Source organism: Rhizobium sp. CBN3 (assembly GCF_030518245.1).
Classification (GTDB): Bacteria; Pseudomonadota; Alphaproteobacteria; order Rhizobiales; family Rhizobiaceae; genus Rhizobium; species Rhizobium aethiopicum_A.
In genome coordinates this window covers 98,480-117,491 of the sequence record NZ_JAULSE010000012.1, presented here as the reverse complement: position 1 = coordinate 117,491, position 19,012 = coordinate 98,480, and the positions used below count along the sequence as shown (strand labels likewise).

Below are 19,012 nucleotides of genomic sequence, written 5' to 3'. Positions count from 1 at the left end.
AAGATGAGCTGCGGCGATCATCCGATAGGTTAGTAAACATTCCGCCCACCTCCGACGCTTGCGAGCGACTGCGGAAGGTCAAAATCGTCATTTTCGTATTCGTCTTCGACCGCAGGACGGGCAGCCGCTTCGATCGCGCGAGACGGCGTTGCGCGAACCGAGCCCAGGCGCCCGGAATGCGCATTTTCCCTGGCGATGCGGAATTCGCGAATCGTCTGGCCGAGCTCGAGAATGACGGTATGCAGGTGGTCGGCGCCTTCGGCGGAGCGTTCGGCCAAACCGGCACTGTCCGCCACCTCTGCGCCGAGACCCTTGACGTCGGCCGCCACGCCGTCGAGGCTTGCGGCATGCTCGCCGGTCCTGGTGGCGATGCCTGATATGGCGGCGTTGATGTCGGTGACCTGCCGTACGATGCTGCCGATCGAATCCTGTGTACGTCCGACCATCTGCACGCCGGCGTCGACCTGCGCCTTGGTCGTCGTCACCAGCGTCTTGATCTCGCGGGCGGCGTCGGCCGAGCGCTGGGCAAGCGCACGGACTTCCTGGGCGACAACGGCAAAGCCGCGGCCGGAATCGCCGGCGCGAGCCGCCTCGATGCCGGCATTCAGCGCCAGAAGATTGGTCTGGAAGGCGATCTCGTCGATCGCGCCGATGATCTGGCCGATCTTTTCGGCCGACTGCTCGATATCGGCCATGGCGCTGATCGCGCGGCCGACGACCTCGCCGCTTTGCTCGACCGCAGCGCGCGTCGAGGCGGCCGCCTGTTCGGCGGCGCGGCTGTCGGCGGCGCCGTCGCGGACGCTTCCGGCAATGCCGGCAAGGGCAGCGGCGGAAAGCTGTAGCCGGTCGGCGTGGCCGGACGCCGTACCGGCGAACTGCCGCGACTGGCCGGCCAGCAACGTGGTCGCCGTTTCCGCCTTATCAGTGCGTTCGGTCACGGCGGTGAATTCTGCCTGCAGGCCATCCAAGGCGCCGTTCAGGGCGGCGGCGATCCCGGCATAGGCGCCGTCGGCCTCGACCGGCGCGCGCCGCGTCAGGTCGCGGGCGGCGAGACCCTCGATGACCTCACCGAAGATCCGGGCAATCTCCGCTTCACTTCCAGCGCGCTGATCGGCGAGCGCACGGCTCTGGGCGGCTCGCAGCGCATTGAAGCGAAGCGAAACGGCGATTTCGACGTCGACCATGACGATGCGGATGATCGCCGTCATCAGATCGGACATTTCGCGGGTGCGGCGCCTGGCCGAGGGCAGCAGGGGCCGGCCGGCGATTTCTTCGACGAGGCCGGAAAGGACATGCTCCAGCATGACGCCATGGCCGGCCACATGCCAGCGCGGGTCGAGGCCCATCTTGCTTTCGGTGTCGGCGAGAACCTTGACGCGCTCGGCATAGAGGCTGTCGAAGCGCGCATCCGTCAGCACGTCCCAATGCGAGGACTGCAGATCATGCAGACGATCGACCTGTCGGTCGCTCTCGAAATTGCGCGCAGCGTCGGGATAGGACTGGAACCTGTGGAAGAGATCGCGCAGGCCGGCTTTCAGATGCGCTTCGAGTGCCGGCCGGTTGCGGCGCACCAGTTCGCACTGATCGGCATCGAGACCGGCAAAACGCAGGCGGTCGCGCAAGCTGCCTGCCTGCGTTCCACGAGCCTGATCTGATGGCATGTCCTGCCTCAACGCCTGTCCCCGACCCACTTTCCAGGCGAATGCCCGGCAAAAAACTTTTGCAGCATTCGATGAACGCAAGCGCGGAGCCGGTCTTCACCGCCGGCGACGACCGGCAGGTAAAGGCCCCTGATCAGCTATGTTTCGAAGCTGTCTGAAGAGATAGATACCGGATCGACCCGGTACGGCGGTACGGCGTCATGCCTGCTGGGAACGAGCACATCTTCCCATTCCGACGTGTAACCCAATCTTTATGGTTAATTCCTTGCCCGAAGGTTAATACGCCTTTGCAGGAGCAGGCTTTTGGAGCAATTCAAGGCAGTTCGCAGGAAATACTTCCACGGAGTTGCACGGCTGCTACAAGGCACACGCAAGCTCCGTGTTATAGGCCGGTCGACAACCAAGACATGACGTCGACAAGGACAGAGCAATGATTGTTCTCGGATTGGGTTCCTGCTTGATCGCAATGGGCGTACTTGCCGCCATCGCCCGCCTCGATTTCCTCGCCGCAAATCGCGACATCCGCATGCTTCGGGTGTTCTGAAGCCCCTCTGGCTCCAAGCCTATCCATTCCATTCCCCGTTGGCAGTCCGGCGCCTTTGGTGTAATCGCACTCGCGCCTTTCATGTCAGCGGAACACTCGGTTCATGTCCCCCAGATCTGGTCTCCTCATCGTTCTCGGCTTCACGCTCTGGCGTGTCGTCACGCTGCATTTCGATGCCACAGACCTGTTTGTCGACGAGGCACAGTACTGGTTCTGGTCGCAGAATCTCGATCTCGGCTACTATTCGAAACCGCCGATGATCGCCTGGGTGATCCGGGCGATGACGGAGCTTTCCGGCTCCAACGCCATCTATTTCATCAGGCTGCTCGGACCGCTGATCCATATGGCGGCGGCACTGGTGCTGATGAAGGTGACAAAGCGTTTCGTCGGGCCTGAGATCGAAGGCTGGACGGGCGCCACCTACATTACGCTTCCCGGCGTAGCACTTTCTTCGGTGTTCTTCTCGACCGACGTGATCCTGCTGTTCTTCATCGCCATCGCCTTGCTCGCCTATTTCGGCCTGACGCAGCGGCGCTCGGTCGGACTGGCTCTCATCATGGGCCTCGGCGTCGGCCTCGCCTTCCTGACGAAATATGCCGTGCTGTTCGTCGTACCGGGCGGCGCGATCGCCCTCCTGCTCATTCCGTCGGCGCGCATCGCCGTTCGGGATTTCATCATCGCGGTCGCGGTCGCGGCGGTCGTCGCCTTGCCGAACCTCTGGTGGAACCTGCAACACGACAATACGACGGTGCGCCATACGCAGGATATCGCCCATTGGAGCGATCTCGGCATCAATCTGCGCCGCGGGCTCGAATTCTTCTCCGCCCAATTCGGCGTCGTCGGACCGATCATCTTCTTCGCAATGCTCTGGGCGGTCTATCGTATGATCAGGGGCCGGAGCGACGACCGCGAAAAGATGCTGATCTGGCTGTCGATGCCGGTAGTGGTGCTGATCACCCTGCAGGCGACGGTCGCGAAAGCCTATGCCAACTGGGCCGTGACCGCCTATGTCGCCGGAACCATTCTTGCCGTCTGGCTGCTTTACCGGATGTGGCCGAAGGGGCTGAGGCTATCGCTCACCATTAACGGCATCGCAAGCCTGCTCTTTCCGCTGGCGACGATCTTTCCGCAGCAATTGCTGCTGCCGAACGGCGACGAGTTGATGAAGCGTTATCTCGGCCGCGCCGAGGTCAGCCGCGAGGCGGGAGCCCTTGCAGCTCAGGCCGGCACCGACATCATCGTCACGAACAACCGCGACATGGTCGCCGATCTTTTCTATACCCTGCGCGACGGACCCTACCGGATCTACGCCCGGGCGCCCGCAGGACTTCCGGAGAGCTATTACGAGCAGGAGTTCGCGCTGCCCGCCGACGTCACAGGAAAGGTGCTTTTCCTGACGGACGCCCCCCTCACCTGTGCCACTGAAACGCCGGAGGTCCTGAAGAACTGGCAGCCGACCGCGGGCTATTACAAGAGCAAGGCGCTTTACATCTACAAAGTCTCCGCGGGCTGCCTGGCGCCCTGAGCCGCTTCGGCCTGTTCATTGGGCAGGCAGAGGCCGGTGCCTGCCCCTTCGATTTCGACGAACCTGACACCACCCTTTTCGAAAGCGAGGCGCAGCTGCGCCTCCGTCGCGCGGTGGATGTCGTGGCGGCGTCCCTCGTAATCGCGGATGGTGCTGCGCGAGACGGCGGCTCGTTCGGCCAGGTCGGCCTGGGTCCAATCCAGCAGGCCGCGCGCCGCGCGGCAGAGAGCGGGAGTGAGAATTGTTTCCTTTGCGCCTTGACCCATGATTTCATGTTGCCCATATTGGTCGAGATAGGCCATATATGTCATATTACGCATGGGATTTCCAGATCGGGAGACAGCAATGCCGCACGATACGCCCTTGATTTCGACAATCGTCGGCGGCCTCGTTCTGGCTTTCATCTTCGGCGCCCTTGCTCATCGGCTGCGCATGCCGCCGCTCGTCGGCTATCTGATCGCTGGCGTGCTGGTGGGGCCGCACACGCCGGGTTACGTGGCGGATCAGAGCCTTGCGCCGGAGCTTGCCGAAATCGGCGTCATCCTGCTGATGTTCGGCGTCGGGCTGCATTTCTCTCTCAAAGACCTGCTGTCGGTGCGCGGCATCGCGCTGCCCGGCGCGATCGCGCAGATTGGTTTTGCAACTTTGCTCGGCTGGGGCCTCGGCGCCTTGATGGGCTGGCCGACCGGCGGCAGCCTGGTCTTCGGCTTGGCGCTTTCGGTCGCCTCTACCGTCGTGCTGCTCAAGGCGTTGCAGGAGCGCCGGCTGGTGGAGACGGAGCGCGGCAGGATCGCCGTCGGCTGGCTGATCGTCGAAGACCTCGCCATGGTGCTGGCGCTGGTGCTGATCCCGGCCGCAGCCAGCATCGGCGGCGGCGGCCATGGCCCCGTCGAGCCGCTGTCGGCGGGTCTGAACAGCCTGCTCGGCCTCGATCTCGGCATCGGCGGCATGATCGCTATGACGCTGGTCAAAGTGGCACTGTTCGTGGCGCTGATGCTGGTCTTCGGCCGCAAGCTCGTTCCCTGGACCATGCACCGCATCGCCCATGCCGGCTCGCGCGAGCTCTTCCGGCTCGGTGTGCTCGCTATAGCGCTTGGCGTCGCCTTCGGCGCGGCGAAGCTCTTCGGCGTGTCGCTGGCGCTCGGCGCCTTCTTTGCCGGCATGGTGCTGGCCGAAAGCGAGCTCAGCCACCGCGCCGCCCAAGAAAGCCTGCCGCTGCGCGACGCCTTTGCCGTGCTCTTCTTCGTTTCGGTCGGCATGCTGTTCGATCCGAACATCCTGCTCGACAGGCCGCTGCCGATCCTCGCCACCGTCTTCATCATCGTCATTGGCAAGTCCGTCGCCGCTTTTCTGATCGTGCTCGCCTTCAGGAAGCCAGCCGGCACGGCGCTGACGATTTCGGCAAGCCTCGGTCAGATCGGCGAATTCTCCTTCATCCTCGCCGCTCTCGGCGTCGAACTCGGGCTGTTGCCGGAGGAGGGCCGCGACCTGATCCTTGCTGGCGCCATTATCTCGATCATCCTCAATCCGCTGCTGTTCTTCCTCTGCGACCGCATGCGGCCTGTTCTCGAAGGTGCGAAGCGCGAGGAAATCGTGGCCGCCGCGGATGCGGGTGCCGCTCAGGAGCAGGTGCCGCCTGAGGACGACGCCGTGCATCCGACCACGCTTAGCGGCCACGCCATCCTCATCGGCTATGGCCGGGTCGGCCGGATCGTCGGGCAGAATCTCAAATCGTCAGGCACGCCCTTCCTCGTCATCGAGGATTCCGACAAGCGCATCGGCGAATTGAAAGCGCAAGGGATCGAAGCCTTCATGGGCAATGCGGTGGCGCGGAAGACGCTCGATCTCGCCAATCTTTCGGCGGCGCGCAGCCTTGCCATCGCCATCCCGAACGCCTTCGAGGCTTGCCGCATCGCCGAGCAGGCGCGCAGCGTCAATCCCTCCATCCTCATCATCGCCCGCGCCCATTCCGACGCCGAGGTCGACGAGCTGAAACAATACGGCGCCGACACCGTCATCATGGGCGAACGCGAAATCGCACTGGGCATGGTTGACCGGCTCGCTCAAGTGCATCATGAGAGTGTTTCCTATGAAGACAGGCAGGAGCCTGCTACAATCATCCCGACGGGCACTGCTCCGCCGGAACGAGAATGAGAGATTGGCGCGCTTTTGAGCCGATACGGGAGTGACATGGCCGGGACGGAGGAGATGGAGCTGGATCAGCACCGTCTGCCGAGCCGTATCGCCGCTTCCCTCCTCTTCGCCATCCTCGCCTATGTCGGCCTGCTTTTCGGCGGCAATCTCATTATTGCGCCGGCGACCGCCGTCAACACGCTTTCCTCTTCCGGCCGCGATCCGCAGCCGCCGCAACTGAGCGCGCGCGATGCCGTGCGCGGCGTGCTTGCCGCCGAGCGCAAGCTCGCGCCGAAGCAGACCGCCTACGACGCCGGACCGGCCGCCCTTGCCGCCGCCCCGGCCGTCGATTTCACCGGCTGGAACGTGACCGCTCCTGTTGCGGCATTCGAACCTGCGCTTCATCCGGCAGTTTCCGGGACCCATCAGCCGCGCGCACCGCCGATCGCCGCCTGAGTCTGGCGCCGCGCGGCGCTTCCGACCATTGACGACATGCCGCCAGCGCTCGCGCGCCGGCCCCCGATTATCTAAGGAATACAACATGCGTACTTCACCATGGCTGGTGTTCACCTATACGGTGATCATCGTGATCGGCCTATTCATCGCCCTGCCGAACGTCCTGCCGCAGTCCGTCCTTCAGCGCATTCCGGCATGGCTGCCGCATGACCAGGTGTCGCTCGGCCTCGACCTTCGCGGCGGCTCCCACCTCGTTCTGGAAGTTGACGAAGCGGATCTGACCAAGGAGCGGCTGCAATCGCTGCTCCAGGACGCGCGCCGCGTGCTGCGTGAAAAGGGCATCCAGCCGAAGGCCGTCGTGCGCAGCCAGAACCAGATCGTCGTGACGCTCGCCGATGCCGGGCAGAGCGATGCCGCCGTCACCGAACTTAGGACGCTCGCCAATCCGATCAGCACAGGCCTCAGCGCTGGGAAGGCCGATCTCGATGTCACCGCGAACGGCGCGACCATCACCGTTGGCTTCTCGCCGGCCGGCATCTCCGCCAATGTCGACAACGCCGTCCAGCAGAGCCTTGAAGTCATCCGCCAGCGCGTCGACCAGGTCGGGGTCGCCGAGCCGACGATCCAGCGCATCGGCGGCAACCGCGTGCTCGTCCAGCTTCCCGGCGCGCAGGATCCGTCGCGCCTGCGTGAACTTCTGGGCTCCACGGCCAAGATGTCGTTCCACATGTTGGCGCCGAACAATCAGCCCGGCCCCGGCGTCACCATGATGCAGGATAACGAAGGCCGATCCTATCCGGTGCTCGACCGCGTCGAAATCTCCGGCGACCGCCTTTCGGATGCCCGCGTCAGCTTCGATCCCAACACGCGCGAACCCATCGTCAGCTTCCGCTTCGACAGTGCCGGCGCCACCCGCTTTGCCGAGATCACCCGCCAGAACGTCGGCAATCCCTTTGCCATCGTCCTCGACGACAAGGTGCTGAGCGCTCCCGTCATCCGCGAGCCGATCACCGGCGGTTCCGGCCAGATCTCCGGCAACTTCTCGGCCGACAGCGCCACGACGCTTGCCGCCATGCTGCGCGCCGGCGCGCTGCCCGCCAAGCTGACCGTCATCGAGGAGCGCACCGTCGGCGCCGACCTCGGCGCTGACGCCATCAAGATGGGCATCTATTCCGGCATCGTCGGCTTCGTCCTCGTCGCGGCCTTCATCTTCGTGCTCTACGGCACCTGGGGCATCCTGGCCAACGTGGCGCTGCTGATCCACACGATCCTGACCTTCTCGGCCCTGACGCTGGTCGGTGCGACGCTGACGCTGCCGGGTATCGCCGGCGTCGTTCTCGGCATTGGTCTTGCGGTCGACGCGAACGTTCTCATCAACGAGCGTATCCGCGAGGAAACCCGCAAGGGCCGGAGCGCCTTCGCAGCCATCGATACCGGCTTCCGCCGTGCCTATTCGACCATCATCGACGGCAACATGACAGCTCTGATCGCTGCGGCCATCCTGTTCTGGTTCGGCTCCGGACCCGTCCGCGGCTTTGCCGTGACCATGGCGCTCGGCCTGATCATCTCGATGTTCACCTCCGTCGCCTTCGTGCGCGTCGCGATGATCGAGATCACCCGCCGCAGCAAGGTGAAGGTGCTGAACATACGGCCGTTGATCCCCTTCAGCCCTTATGACAAGCACATCCAGTTCATGAAGGCGCGCTTCTTCGGCGTCACTGTTTCGGCGCTTCTTTCGATCGCCTCGGTCGTGCTCTTCATCCATCCGGGCCTCAATTACGGCGTCGACTTCCGCGGCGGCATCCAGATGTCCGTCAAGACCCAAGGGGCGGCTGATCTTGCGAAGTTCCGCGAGGGTCTCGATAGTCTCGGCCTCGGCGAAATTACGCTGCAGTCCTTCGGCGACAAAAACAGCATTCTCGTTCGCGCCCAGCGGCAGGAAGGCGGCGAAGAGGCGCAGACGGCGGCGGTGACCAAGCTAAAGGCCGAAGTCGCCAAGATCGATCCGAGCGCCACTGTCGAAGGCACTGACGTCATCGGTCCGAAAGTCAGCGGCGAGCTTGCCTCGGCCGGCATTCTGTCGGTCGTAATCGCCAGCTTGGCTATGCTGATCTATATCTGGGTGCGGTTCGAATGGCCGTTTGCCGTCGGCGCCATCGTTACGCTGGTGCTCGACGTCACCAAGGCGATCGGCTTCTTCGCCATCACCGGGCTCGATTTCAACCTGACGGCCATCGCCGCCATCCTGACGCTCGTCGGCTATTCGGTGAACGACAAGGTCGTCGTCTACGACCGCATGCGCGAAAACATGCGGCTCTACAAGTCGATGCCGCTGCGCGAGATCATCGACAAGTCGATCAACGAGACCCTGGCGCGAAGCCTTTACACCAATGCGACGGCCTTCCTCGCCCTGGTGCCGATGGCGATCTGGGGCGGCAGCGCCGTTTCGAGCTTTGCGATCCCGATGGTCTTCGGCATCCTGGTGGCCGGCGCCTCGTCGATCTTCATCGCCGCGCCGATCCTGCTGTTCCTCGGCGACTGGCGCCGCCGCCACGCCAAGGCGGCAGCGGCAACCGAGGCGGCGGGCGAAATCATTCCGCCGGAAGAGGGTCGCTCGCGCAAATCAGCGAGCTGAAAACGGGTTGTTAACGCATCCTTGAAGAGGGCGCCGGTTGCAGAGCCGGCGCCCTCTTTTTATTGTTGCCTATTGCCAGGATAAAATTATGCAGCAATTCAAGATATTACAGCGTCCGTCGCGCGGCTGAAAAGGGGCGCGACGCCGCAGCAGAGATCGGGGAAACCGCGAGATGTCACCCAACCCGACGAAACCACTTGAGACCACTATTGCCGGCGACAACGAGGAGCGCATCAAGCGCTTTCTCGCAATCGCCTCGCACGACCTGCAATCGCCGCTGCGCCACATCGCCATGTATGCCGAGCTGCTGCTCGACGATCTCGAGGAGACACTCGACGGCGAACAGCTTCAGAGCCTCAAGATGATCCTGGAAAAGGCGCAAGCCGCACAACGCCTCACCAAGGCGCTGATGAGCCTTGCCGGCGGAGCGCCGCAGGTAACGCTGGAAAAGGTCGACCTGAAGGCCGTGGCCGAACAAATCTGGAGCGAACTCATCGAGGAGGCGGGAGCGCGCGACGCGACGCTCGCCGGTCAGGGACTCCCCTCCATCCGCACCGACCCCGCGCTGTTCGGCCTGGTGCTGAGGCAGCTCATTTCCAACGCCCTCACCTATCGCAGCGCATCGCCGCTGCATGTGGCGATCGCGGCTGAGCAAGAGGGGGCGAACTGGTTCATCCGGATTTCCGATAACGGGACCGGCATCGATCCCGCCTATCGAGAGCGGATCTTCGAGCCATTCTGGAAATTGCCGAAGGCCGGGGCAGCCCCTGGCGCCGGCCTCGGCCTGACGACAGCGCAGGAGCTTCTGAAGGCGCTTGGCGGCGATATCAGTCTCGAGCATTCCGACGCAAACGGCAGCCGCTTCACCATCCGCCTTCCCGCCGGCTGAGGCAACATGTTGCAATCGCTCACCTTCGTTTGCCGTGCTTGAAGCGCATCGCCATCTCAGATTCGGTGGACGTGCTTCCTTTGCGCATGTCGCTACCGTAAAACCTTCGCGCTGTTTTGCGCGGCTCAAATGCTGTAATCGTCCTTCCAGAAATCCGGCACATCGTAGTGCACATATTCGCGGATGATGTGCTGCAGCGTCTGGACGTCGATTTCGTCCTTGCCGATGCGGAAGTCGACGCCGTAATCCGGGAATTCCTGGAAATAGCCGCCCGATATGTCGGTCGAGACGACGCCGATCGGGCCGGTATAGCCGATGCCGCGCAGCTCCGGCACCGTCTCGCGGAAATCGGCATTGGGCAGAAGGCGATTGTCGAGCAGGATGAGATCGAAGCCCGCCGCGCGGATCTTTTCCAATGCGTCTCCGATCGACGGCGAATATTCGACTTCGACCGCCGGCTCGGAGAGATCGGCGATCTTTTTTTTGAGCGCGCGGAATTCGATGAACTCGTCGTCAACGAAGAGAACCTTGACGGCATTCTGTCGGACCGTTTTGGTGATCATTTCATTTTCCCCAGTCCCGAAGCCGATTGTCACGAAACCAAACCATTCCTCAAGGCGATTGCCACCATGTGGACGCGGTTCACGGCGTCGAGCTTACGCGCGGCCGCAGTGATATGCGAATTGACCGTATGTTCGGACAGACCGAGGATGATGGCGATTTCGGCCGAGGTTTTGCCTTCGCTTGTCCACTTGACGATTTCCGCTTCGCGCTGGGTCAACCGCCCGGACATCTCAGGCGTCAGGATTTCCTCGTAGAGCTTGTCGAAAATGCGCATGGCATCAAGAAGCATGTCGGCGATCTCACCCTGATCCGGCTCTTCACGCTCGCCGCTCAGCACGAGGCAATATCGCCGCCCTTCGGGCGTGAACAGCGGAATGAAGAGGAAGACGCCACTGCGGAATTCGTTGAAAAGCCGATCGGAGGGATAGGTGTCCGGCTGCGCACTCCTGCCATGAACCGGCGTCGCCAAAAACTGGGCGCTCTTTGCCCGGACGGTCCCGAGCGCCTCCCTCAACGTGGCAATGAAAAGGCCGACCCGTCGCTCGGCGACATTGGTGATGACGATATCGCGCTCGCCAAAAGGAGTCGAAGCCTCGGAAATGCGGGCAAGCGCGAAATTATCGAAGTGGTAATGCTGCGCCGCCGCTTTCAGCAGACGGAAAAAATCGGTGCGGTTGATCGCCCGGCTCAGCTCCGGTCCGGCATGAAAAGGAGTTGCCGCGGCATTGTTCATTCCCACTCTTCCTCTCCTCCCGCCATGCCCCCGATCCCCAAATCTTGGGATATACGTCTTAAACGTGAACAGCTACAAAAATTGCGAGACGGTTGATGAGAGATATCGAAACGGGGACTTTCGGTATACAAGGCGGATATCATCAATTATCTCAACTACAGGTGATGCACGGGCAGATATACTGAGGGGCAGTAATTCTTACCTGGGTGTCGTAAATCTTCCGCGTTCAACATCCATGAATGCGAGAAGGCAGTGCCAGACGTAAGCGCGAGAGAGCCGACAGGCCCATTCAGCTAAGGGGTTGGCTGGAAGTTCGTGGCGGCGAACACGGGTCAATCGGCTCTCTCAGCGCTTATTTTACGTTCCGTCCGTTTCGTTTCGGTTGCATCTTGGGATGCGCACTCGGCCTTGTCAATTGCGGTTCGTCACGTCGCCAGGACCAACGCCAGGAAACTCACCATTCGGCTTCCGCTGTTTCCTACACTTCCAGATTGAGAAGGATCGCAGCGAGGTCAAGCGGCTTCTCAAGGTAAAAATCGGCACCGGCTTCGAAAGCACGCATGCGATCCTCATCGGCATCCGACCCGCTGCAGACAGCGAGACGCATTGTTCTGAACCGGTCATCGCCGCGCAGCGTGCTTACCAGGCTGATGCCGCTGTCGAGGGGCATATAGAGATCGGCGACCAGCAGCTCCGGCGGAGCCCAGCCTTCAGCCACGCGCTGCTTCAGCGCCTCCAGCGCCGTCTCGGCGGTCGAGAAACAAAATAGATCGACGTCTATATGCTGCTTCTTGCGGATATAGTCGAGATAGAAGAGATCATCCCTGCTGTCGTCGACGTAAACTATCGTAGGCATCCGGCACCGTGATCTGGGTATAGTTCGAATGAACCTCGTTGTCTTCCGACGTCACGATATCGCGATTTCACGAAAATTCGATCTGTCCGATCGAAAAATCATTTCGGAAAAAGCGCGACGGCGGCGGCCGCTGCCTATTGAGTATTCCTCGATTTCGGAAAAAATGGCCGCGCGAACCGAGAGAGGATACACGGGTGCAGGATAAGGGCAACGTGGACCTGCAGGACCAGCGGAGGCGATGGCGCTACCGTGCCTTTGCAATTGCAGTCGGCTGCCTGCTGTTCCTTCTCGGGGTGAGCGCCCTTGCCGGCTGGCTGTTGCAGATCAAGCTCATCATTTCGCTCTTCCCCGGCTTTCCGTCAATGGCCTTCAACACCGGGGTCTGCTTCATACTATCCGGCCTTGGGCTTGCCGCCTCGATGCTTGATGGCCGCCGCTCTCGGATAGCGGCAACGATCATGACAGGGGTCGCAGCGGCGATCGCGGCGGCCCGGCTGGTGGAAATCGCTACGGTTGGGCGTGCCGTCCATAACGTCGACCAGTTGGTCACCCGCCTGGTGATTCCGCCCGATTTCATCGCCGAGATCGGCGGCGGCATGGGCCCCAATACGGCGCTGATCTTTCTCATTGCCAATCTTTCGCTGCTGCTCTCGCTTCATGTGGAGAAGTCGAAAAACCAGGTCGTGCAGGAGCTGACGAGCTATGTCGTCGTCACGCTCGGCATGATCGCGCTCGCCGGCTATCTCACCGATGCCGAACAGGGCTACCGCTGGGGTCCCTATGCGGCGATGGCGTTGCACACGGCGGTCGGCATGGTGCTTTTCGGCGCGGGCCTGCTTGCCCGCGCCTGGTGGATGCAGCCGGCAAACCGGGCGCAGATTCCGCTCTGGATTCCGGCGGCGGTCTGCTTCACCGGCCTCGTCGTCGATCTTTATACGCCGCTCGGCCTTGCCAACGGCATTCTTTACGTGCCGCTGGTGCTGACGGCGCTCTGGTTCGGCAACAGGAATGCGCCGCTCTTCTTCGCCTTTGCCTGCACCGTGCTCCTCATGCTCGGCTTCTTCGCCGTCAGGCATGACGAGGCGGCATTCTGGCAGGAGATCGCCAACCGCACCATCACCGCCGCCACGCTCTGGCTGATCGCCATCCTCGTCTTCTATTTCCTGCGCAACAACAACAACCTGGAAGCCGAACGCGTTCGCTTCGGCGCGCTGGCGCGTAGCACGCCCGATGCCGTCCTCGTCATCGACGGGCGCGGAACGATCAAGAGTTTCAATCCGGCAGCCGAAAGCATGTTCGGCTATTCGCCGCAGGAAACGGTCGGCCGGAACATCAAGATGCTGATGCCTGAGCCTTATCATTCCGAGCATGACGGCTATCTCGCCCACTACCGGCAGACCGGCGAGGAGCGCATCATCGGCACGACGCGCATGGTCTCCGGGCGGCGCAAGAACGGCATCGTCTTCCCGATCGAAGTGTCCATCAGCGTTGTCGTCAGCGGCGACACCAAGACCTTCGTCGGCATCGTACGCGATATCAGCGAGCGCGTGCGGCAGGAAGAACGGATGAAGACGACGCTCGCCCAGCTCGAGGCCTACACGGCCGAGCTCGAGCGCAGCAACCACGACCTCGACGAATTCGCCTATATTGCCTCGCATGACCTGAAGGAACCGCTGCGCGGCCTGCACAACCACTCGCGTTTTCTCCTCGAAGATTATGAGGACAAGCTCGACGCGGACGGCGTGCGCCGGCTGAACCGGCTCGTGCGTCTGAGCCAGCGGATGGAGAAGCTTGTCAACGACCTGCTCTACTTCTCCCGGCTCGGGCGGCAGCAGCTGGCAGTCAAACGCACCGATATCAGCCTGATCGTCAAGGATGTGGTCGCGACAATGGAGCTGCTGCTGGAAGAGCGGCATGCCAGGGTCGTCACCGACGGCCGGCTCCCTGACGTGGTCTGCGACGCGCCGCGGCTGACCGAAGTGTTCCGCAATCTCATCACCAATGCGATCAAGTACAACGACAAGCCGGCGCCGCTGGTCTCGATCGGCTATCTCGAGCGGTTCGTTGGCAAGGACGGCACGGTTGCCCGCAACGTGTTTTTCGTTAGGGATAACGGCAAGGGAATACCCCAGGAATTCCATGAGGATATTTTCCGCATTTTCAAACGGCTCGAAAAGTCGCAGGATTCCGACGACGGAACTGGAGCAGGCCTTACCTTCGTCCGCAAGATCATCGCGCGGCACAACGGCGATATCTGGCTGGAGTCCGAAGTCGGCGTCGGCACTACGTTCTATTTCACCCTGGGAAGAAAACGCGAGGGGCAGAATGCAGCAGCGTGACACGCAACCGATTTTGATCGTCGAAGACAGTGAAGACGATTTCGAAGCGACGATGCGGGCCTTCAAACGCACCAACCTGCGCAACTCGATCCGCTGGGCCGCCTCGGGTCAGGAAGCACTCGACATGCTCGGCGTGATGGTGCCGAAACCAGGGCTGATCCTGCTCGATCTCAACATGCCGGGACTCGACGGCCGCAAGACGTTGGAAGCGATCAAGTCGAACGACGGCTGGCGCAAAATTCCGGTGGTGATCCTGACGACGTCAGACGATGAACGCGACATCGAAGGCTGCTACGCGCTCGGCGCCAACACCTATGTGCAGAAGCCGGTCGATCTCGACGGTCTCTTCGCCGCGATCCAGCGGTTAAAGGAATATTGGTTCGAAATCGCGATCCTGCCGCTCGAGGACTGACGGTTTGGCGGAAGACTGCTGCATTCTCATCATCGACGACAACATCGACGACCGCGAGGTCTATCGGCGCATTCTGGGCCGCGTCTCCAGCACGGCCTATAACGTCCTCGAGGCGGAGACGGGTGAAGAGGGCCGCGCTCTCAACAGCCGGAAACGGCCGAACTGCATCCTGCTCGACTATTCGCTGCCGGGGCGCGACGGGCTCGGTGTTCTTGCCGATATTTTGGAGGACGATCCCGTCGCCAACGTCATCATGCTGACCGGTCAAGGCAGCGAAACCGTCGCCGTCGAGGTGATGAAGAGCGGCGCGCGCGACTATCTCACCAAGGATTCCCTTTCACCCGAAACGCTGCATCGCTGCATCCAGAACGCCATCATGCACGGCATGCTGGAAGCCCAGCTGGAGCAGAAGCGGCAATCGCTTGAGATCTTCACACGCGCCATGGCGCATGATCTGAAGGAGCCGCTGAGGACGATCAAATCCTTCAGCCGGATCCTGCACGGTTCTGCAGTGCTTCCGGCCGAAGACCGCGAGCTGCTCGATTATGTCTTGAGCGCCGCCGACCATATGGAGGACCTGATCGTCAAGGTCTCGAATTTCACCAAGCTCGAGGCCTATGGCGGGCCGCAGCTGACGCAGGTCTCGCTGTCCGATGTACTCAACCAGGTGGAAGACAATCTGCGCCAGCAGATGGAGAGCCGCGGGGCTGTCGTCATTCGCGGTGTGCTGCCGGAAGTGATGGGTGATGCGACGCTGCTGACCCAGCTTCTGCAAAACCTGGTGTCGAATGCCATCCGCTATTGTGATCAAAAGATTCCGGAGGTCCAAATCTCGGGCGAAGCGCATGGGGATAGCTGCCGCCTGACGGTGCGTGACAACGGACCGGGCATCGATCCCCAGCACCGCGAGCTGATCTTCCAGCCATTCAAACGGCTCGTCGGCCGCGGCATCGAGGGCACCGGACTCGGCCTGGCCATCTGCCGCCGCATCGCGCAGCTGCATGGCGGCTCGATCTGGTGCGAAGCGGACAAGGGACCCGGCGCCGCCTTCATCGTCGAGATGCCGCTCGCCGAGGCACGGCCCGCGCCGCCCACCGCGTCAACCGTTCCGCCCAGCCTGAAGCCCGCGGAGCAGCCGGGCGAAGGTTCCGGCAGGCTTGCCGAAGTGCTGCTGGTCGAAGACAGCCCCGCCGACATCCAGATTCTGAAGATCAAGCTGATGCGGCGGGAGAAGGTGACCTTCAACCTGCATGTTGCCACCAACGGGCGCGAGGCGATGCGGCTGCTCGAAGAGCGCGCCGGCATAGCCGATGTGCCGCAAATCGACCTGATGCTGCTCGACATCAACATGCCGATCATGGACGGTTTCGAGGTGCTGAACGCGCTTTCGGCCGATGCCCGTCTGAAACGGATTCCCGTCTGCATTCTCAGCACATCAAGCGATGAGACCGACAAGCAGCGGGCAAGAAATCTCGGCGCGCGCGCCTATATGGTGAAGCCGCCGACCCTGCAGCAACTGGAAGAGGCGCTCGAAGATGTCGATCATTTGGAACTGCTGCAGCGCGGCGATTCGCTTGCGCTTTGCGCGGAACAAAACTAAGCGGTGGTCATTGGCAACGGTATGACTTTCGCAGCTCTCATACTCGCGCTCCTGACGACGCTTCAATCAGGACAGCTCTCGATGGTATCAGGCATACATCACGTTACAGCCATCACCCGAAAGGTGCAGGCGAACGTAGATTTTTACGCCGGCTTTCTCGGCATGCGCCTCGTCAAGCAGACGGCCGGCTACGAGGATGCGACGCAGCTCCATCTGTTCTACGGCGATTCGGCAGGCACGCCGGGTTCGCTCGTCAGCTTCCTCGTCTGGGAGGATGGCGCGCCCGGCCGGGCGGGTTACGGCCAGATCAGCGAAATTTCGCTGGCGATCGATCCGGCGAGCGTCGGCTACTGGTTGACGCGCGCCATGAGCTTCGGCCTGCGCTCGGAAGGACCCGCCGATGAATTCGGCGAGCCCGTTCTCAGGCTGAAAGACCCCGACAATATCATCCTCAAGCTCGCGGGCGCAAAGAACCTCACATCGCCTGCTGTCTGGGACGGCGCCTCGATCCCGGTCGAGCATGCCGTCAAGCGTGTGCGCGGCGCAACCATGCTGACGGAAAAGCCGGCCGAGAGCCGCAGCTTCCTCGAGCGCCATTTCGGCTACCGCTTCCAGGCCAACCGCGGCACGATCGACAGGCTGGTGTCGCAATCGGGCGACGTCATCGACGTGCGCGATGCGCGCGGTTTCTGGTCCGGCGCGCCGGGAACCGGCACTGTCGATCATGTCGCCTTCCGGGCCGCCGATGAGGAGGAGCTGCGTTCGGTTTCCGAGGCGCTTGAGAAGACCGATGCATCGCCGACCAACATGCACGACCGCAAGTATTTCCGCTCGCTCTATGCCCGCGAGCCGGGCGGAACGCTGGTGGAGCTTGCAACCGACAAGCCCGGCATGACTGTCGACGAAGAGCATGCGGCCCTCGGCACCAAGCTCTTCGCGCCGCCGGGCGCGATCACCAGTCTCGACGACCTCAAGGTGGTTCTGCCGCAATTTTCGATGCCCGGCCAGCCGCGCATCAATTACCGCGAGCTGCCGTTCGTCCATCGCTTCTACACGCCGCCGAATCCCGACGGCAGTGTCTTCGTGCTGCTGCACGGCTCGGGCGGCAATGAGACGACACTGATGCCGCTCCTCAACAAGGCGGCGCCGCGCGCGACCCTGCTCGGCGTCCGTGGCCGTGCGACGGAAGAGGGTTTTCCGCGCTGGTACAAGCGCATCACCCCCTTCTCCTTCGACCAGAACGACATCAAGACCGAGGCCGAAGCCTTTGCGGCCTTTATCGAAGGCGCCGTCAAATCCTATGGCCTCGATCCCAAGAAGATCGTCTATGTCGGCTATTCCAACGGCGCCAACCTGTTGAACTCGCTGCTCTACCTGCACCCGAACCTCGTTCACAAGGCGGTGCTGCTACGCTCCATGCCGGTGCTCAGCGACTATCCGCATGCCGATCTGAAGGGCACGGACCTGCTGGTCATCAGCGGCAAGACCGACGCCTACGGCAAATATGCGAGCGAGCTGGAGGAAAGGCTGAAGAGTTCGGGCGCCACCGTCGATTCCGGCGTTATCCCCGGCGGCCATGATCTCGGCGACGCAGATGTGCCGATCATCCAAAAGTGGCTGCTTCAGAGGATGGGGGATGATCCATCGCCGCTAGAGCAGCAGGCGGTCAGGCCGACGAGCGAGCCGTTCGAGCAACCATGATGCCGGCGAGTACCACCGCAGCACCCAGCGCCTGCATCGTCCCGATCGCCTCGTTGAGCAGCGCCCAGGCGAGGATTGCTGCGACGACCGGCTGCAACAGCAGCGTCAGCGATGAAAAGGCGGGCGGCAGATAGGCCAGTGCATAGGTGATCGCCACCTGCCCGCCGGCATGGCTGACAAAGGCGAGGCCGAAGAGGATCGACCAGCCGTAGAGGGTCGCCGGCAGCATCTGCCCTTCGAAGAAGAAGGCTATCGGGAAGATGCAGACGGCAGCCGATGCCGTGCTCCACAGCATGATGCGGATCGTATCGAACCGGCTGCGCAGCCTGCCGATCGCCAGGATATAGCAGGCATAGAAGAAGGCGGCGATCATCGCTGTGCCGTCGCCGCTCAGATCCCCGTGGCCGAGCCCTGCCGGTCCGCCTTTCAAGATAACGACACCGGCGAGCGCCAGGCCCAGTCCCAGCAGGAAAACGCCGCTGGTTCGCGCCTTAAAAAACAGGACGGCGATCAGTGTGACGAAAACAGGCGCGAGGTTTGCAAGCAGCGTCGCGTTGGCGACCGAGGTCATGGTGAGCGAAAGATGCCAGGCGGCGAGGTCGAGCGCCAACATGAGGCCCGGAAGAGCCAGCAGGCCATAATCGGAAAGGCTTTGCGGCTTCGGCCCCGCATCCTTCTTCACGAGCGAGACGATCAAGATCGGGATCAGCGCCAGTGCCACACGCCAGAAGGCAGTGGCCATCGGCCCGGCTTCGGACAGTCGGACGAAGATCGGCGAACCGCCGATCGCCGCCCCGCCGAGAACGAGCGCCGCAAGGGCCAGACGATTGGAAGGCGAGGCTTCGGCGAGGGTGAAAGCAGGCTGCGACATGATCTCGATATTTCTGATTGCCCGCAGACCGGCGGCGAGCCATTAACTGCCGAGTGAGTAGCAGAAGTCGTCCGCCGGCGACAGTCGAAGAGC

General features: G+C 62.3%; 15 protein-coding genes. 9 read left to right on the top strand and 6 right to left on the bottom strand.

Translation table 11 applies throughout. The annotated features are described in order from the left end of the window. Positions 1-29: 29 nt before the first annotated feature. A complete protein-coding gene (locus QWJ46_RS19235) occupies positions 30-1,661 on the bottom strand; it encodes a globin-coupled sensor protein (protein WP_184457247.1) in 1,632 nt (543 codons plus the stop codon). 647 nt (positions 1,662-2,308) lie between these two features. On the opposite strand from QWJ46_RS19235, the gene QWJ46_RS19230 reads away from it, so the two are divergent. Continuing rightward, positions 2,309-3,730 (top strand): glycosyltransferase family 39 protein, encoded by a 1,422-nt coding sequence (locus QWJ46_RS19230; RefSeq protein ID WP_302752951.1) that lies wholly within the window; start codon positions 2,309-2,311, stop codon positions 3,728-3,730. On the opposite strand, the gene QWJ46_RS19225 is transcribed toward QWJ46_RS19230, so the two are convergent. After that, entirely contained in the window at positions 3,697-4,041 is a 345-nt protein-coding gene (locus tag QWJ46_RS19225) for a DNA-binding transcriptional regulator (protein ID WP_302753070.1), read from the bottom strand. The two genes, QWJ46_RS19230 and QWJ46_RS19225, sit on opposite strands and share 34 nt — an antisense overlap. 34 nt (positions 4,042-4,075) lie before the next feature. Between QWJ46_RS19225 and ybaL the strand changes: the two genes are divergently transcribed. The 4 genes from ybaL to QWJ46_RS19205 all read left to right on the top strand — a co-directional run bounded on the left by ybaL (position 4,076) and on the right by QWJ46_RS19205 (position 9,843). After that, positions 4,076-5,884 (top strand): YbaL family putative K(+) efflux transporter, encoded by a 1,809-nt coding sequence (ybaL, locus tag QWJ46_RS19220; protein WP_302752950.1) that lies wholly within the window; start codon positions 4,076-4,078, stop codon positions 5,882-5,884. A 54-nt stretch (positions 5,885-5,938) separates the two neighbouring features. Further along, positions 5,939-6,319 (top strand): hypothetical protein, encoded by a 381-nt coding sequence (locus QWJ46_RS19215; RefSeq protein WP_302753069.1) that lies wholly within the window; start codon positions 5,939-5,941, stop codon positions 6,317-6,319. An 85-nt stretch (positions 6,320-6,404) separates the two neighbouring features. After that, positions 6,405-8,954: a protein translocase subunit SecD gene (gene secD / locus QWJ46_RS19210; RefSeq protein WP_184457239.1), complete on the top strand. Its 2,550-nt coding sequence runs from the start codon at positions 6,405-6,407 to the stop codon at positions 8,952-8,954. Positions 8,955-9,126: 172 nt separating this feature from the next. Next, positions 9,127-9,843: an ATP-binding protein gene (locus QWJ46_RS19205; RefSeq protein ID WP_184457237.1), complete on the top strand. Its 717-nt coding sequence runs from the start codon at positions 9,127-9,129 to the stop codon at positions 9,841-9,843. 125 nt (positions 9,844-9,968) lie between these two features. Here QWJ46_RS19205 and QWJ46_RS19200 read toward each other — a convergent pair whose 3' ends face one another. From QWJ46_RS19200 to QWJ46_RS19190, 3 genes are all read right to left on the bottom strand, one after another. Then, positions 9,969-10,406 carry a response regulator gene (locus QWJ46_RS19200; RefSeq protein ID WP_302752949.1) on the bottom strand — a complete coding sequence of 146 codons (438 nt, stop codon included), beginning with the start codon at positions 10,404-10,406 and terminating at the stop codon, positions 9,969-9,971. Between the two features lie 29 nt (positions 10,407-10,435). Next, entirely contained in the window at positions 10,436-11,140 is a 705-nt protein-coding gene (locus QWJ46_RS19195; protein WP_302752948.1) for a helix-turn-helix transcriptional regulator, read from the bottom strand. 478 nt (positions 11,141-11,618) lie between these two features. After that, positions 11,619-11,996 carry a response regulator gene (locus QWJ46_RS19190; protein WP_302752946.1) on the bottom strand — a complete coding sequence of 126 codons (378 nt, stop codon included), beginning with the start codon at positions 11,994-11,996 and terminating at the stop codon, positions 11,619-11,621. Positions 11,997-12,190: 194 nt separating this feature from the next. Between QWJ46_RS19190 and QWJ46_RS19185 the strand changes: the two genes are divergently transcribed. From QWJ46_RS19185 to QWJ46_RS19170, 4 genes are read left to right on the top strand one after another with little or no spacing between them, the layout of a single operon-like run. Then, positions 12,191-14,335, top strand: a complete 2,145-nt coding sequence (locus tag QWJ46_RS19185; protein ID WP_302752944.1) for a PAS domain S-box protein — start codon at positions 12,191-12,193, stop codon at positions 14,333-14,335. Further along, positions 14,322-14,747 (top strand): response regulator, encoded by a 426-nt coding sequence (locus QWJ46_RS19180; RefSeq protein WP_064800648.1) that lies wholly within the window; start codon positions 14,322-14,324, stop codon positions 14,745-14,747. The genes QWJ46_RS19185 and QWJ46_RS19180 overlap by 14 nt, the downstream gene beginning before the upstream one ends. A 4-nt stretch (positions 14,748-14,751) precedes the next feature. After that, positions 14,752-16,347: a response regulator gene (locus QWJ46_RS19175; RefSeq protein ID WP_302752942.1), complete on the top strand. Its 1,596-nt coding sequence runs from the start codon at positions 14,752-14,754 to the stop codon at positions 16,345-16,347. Between the two features lie 21 nt (positions 16,348-16,368). Further along, on the top strand, positions 16,369-18,048 hold the full coding sequence (locus QWJ46_RS19170) for a VOC family protein (RefSeq protein ID WP_302752940.1): 1,680 nt from the start codon (positions 16,369-16,371) through the stop codon (positions 18,046-18,048). Here QWJ46_RS19170 and QWJ46_RS19165 read toward each other — a convergent pair. Next, positions 18,014-18,919: a DMT family transporter gene (locus tag QWJ46_RS19165; protein ID WP_302752938.1), complete on the bottom strand. Its 906-nt coding sequence runs from the start codon at positions 18,917-18,919 to the stop codon at positions 18,014-18,016. The two genes, QWJ46_RS19170 and QWJ46_RS19165, sit on opposite strands and share 35 nt — an antisense overlap. Between the last annotated feature and the right edge of the window lie 93 nt (positions 18,920-19,012).

Coding starts and splice junctions, on each gene's coding strand:
- QWJ46_RS19235 (WP_184457247.1), bottom strand. CDS start 1,661: ATGCCATCAGATCAGGCTCGTGGAACGCAGGCAGGCAGCTTGCGCGAC.
- QWJ46_RS19230 (WP_302752951.1), top strand. CDS start 2,309: ATGTCCCCCAGATCTGGTCTCCTCATCGTTCTCGGCTTCACGCTCTGG.
- QWJ46_RS19225 (WP_302753070.1), bottom strand. CDS start 4,041: ATGACATATATGGCCTATCTCGACCAATATGGGCAACATGAAATCATG.
- ybaL (WP_302752950.1), top strand. CDS start 4,076: ATGCCGCACGATACGCCCTTGATTTCGACAATCGTCGGCGGCCTCGTT.
- QWJ46_RS19215 (WP_302753069.1), top strand. CDS start 5,939: ATGGAGCTGGATCAGCACCGTCTGCCGAGCCGTATCGCCGCTTCCCTC.
- secD (WP_184457239.1), top strand. CDS start 6,405: ATGCGTACTTCACCATGGCTGGTGTTCACCTATACGGTGATCATCGTG.
- QWJ46_RS19205 (WP_184457237.1), top strand. CDS start 9,127: ATGTCACCCAACCCGACGAAACCACTTGAGACCACTATTGCCGGCGAC.
- QWJ46_RS19200 (WP_302752949.1), bottom strand. CDS start 10,406: ATGATCACCAAAACGGTCCGACAGAATGCCGTCAAGGTTCTCTTCGTT.
- QWJ46_RS19195 (WP_302752948.1), bottom strand. CDS start 11,140: ATGAACAATGCCGCGGCAACTCCTTTTCATGCCGGACCGGAGCTGAGC.
- QWJ46_RS19190 (WP_302752946.1), bottom strand. CDS start 11,996: ATGCCTACGATAGTTTACGTCGACGACAGCAGGGATGATCTCTTCTAT.
- QWJ46_RS19180 (WP_064800648.1), top strand. CDS start 14,322: ATGCAGCAGCGTGACACGCAACCGATTTTGATCGTCGAAGACAGTGAA.
- QWJ46_RS19170 (WP_302752940.1), top strand. CDS start 16,369: ATGACTTTCGCAGCTCTCATACTCGCGCTCCTGACGACGCTTCAATCA.
- QWJ46_RS19165 (WP_302752938.1), bottom strand. CDS start 18,919: ATGTCGCAGCCTGCTTTCACCCTCGCCGAAGCCTCGCCTTCCAATCGT.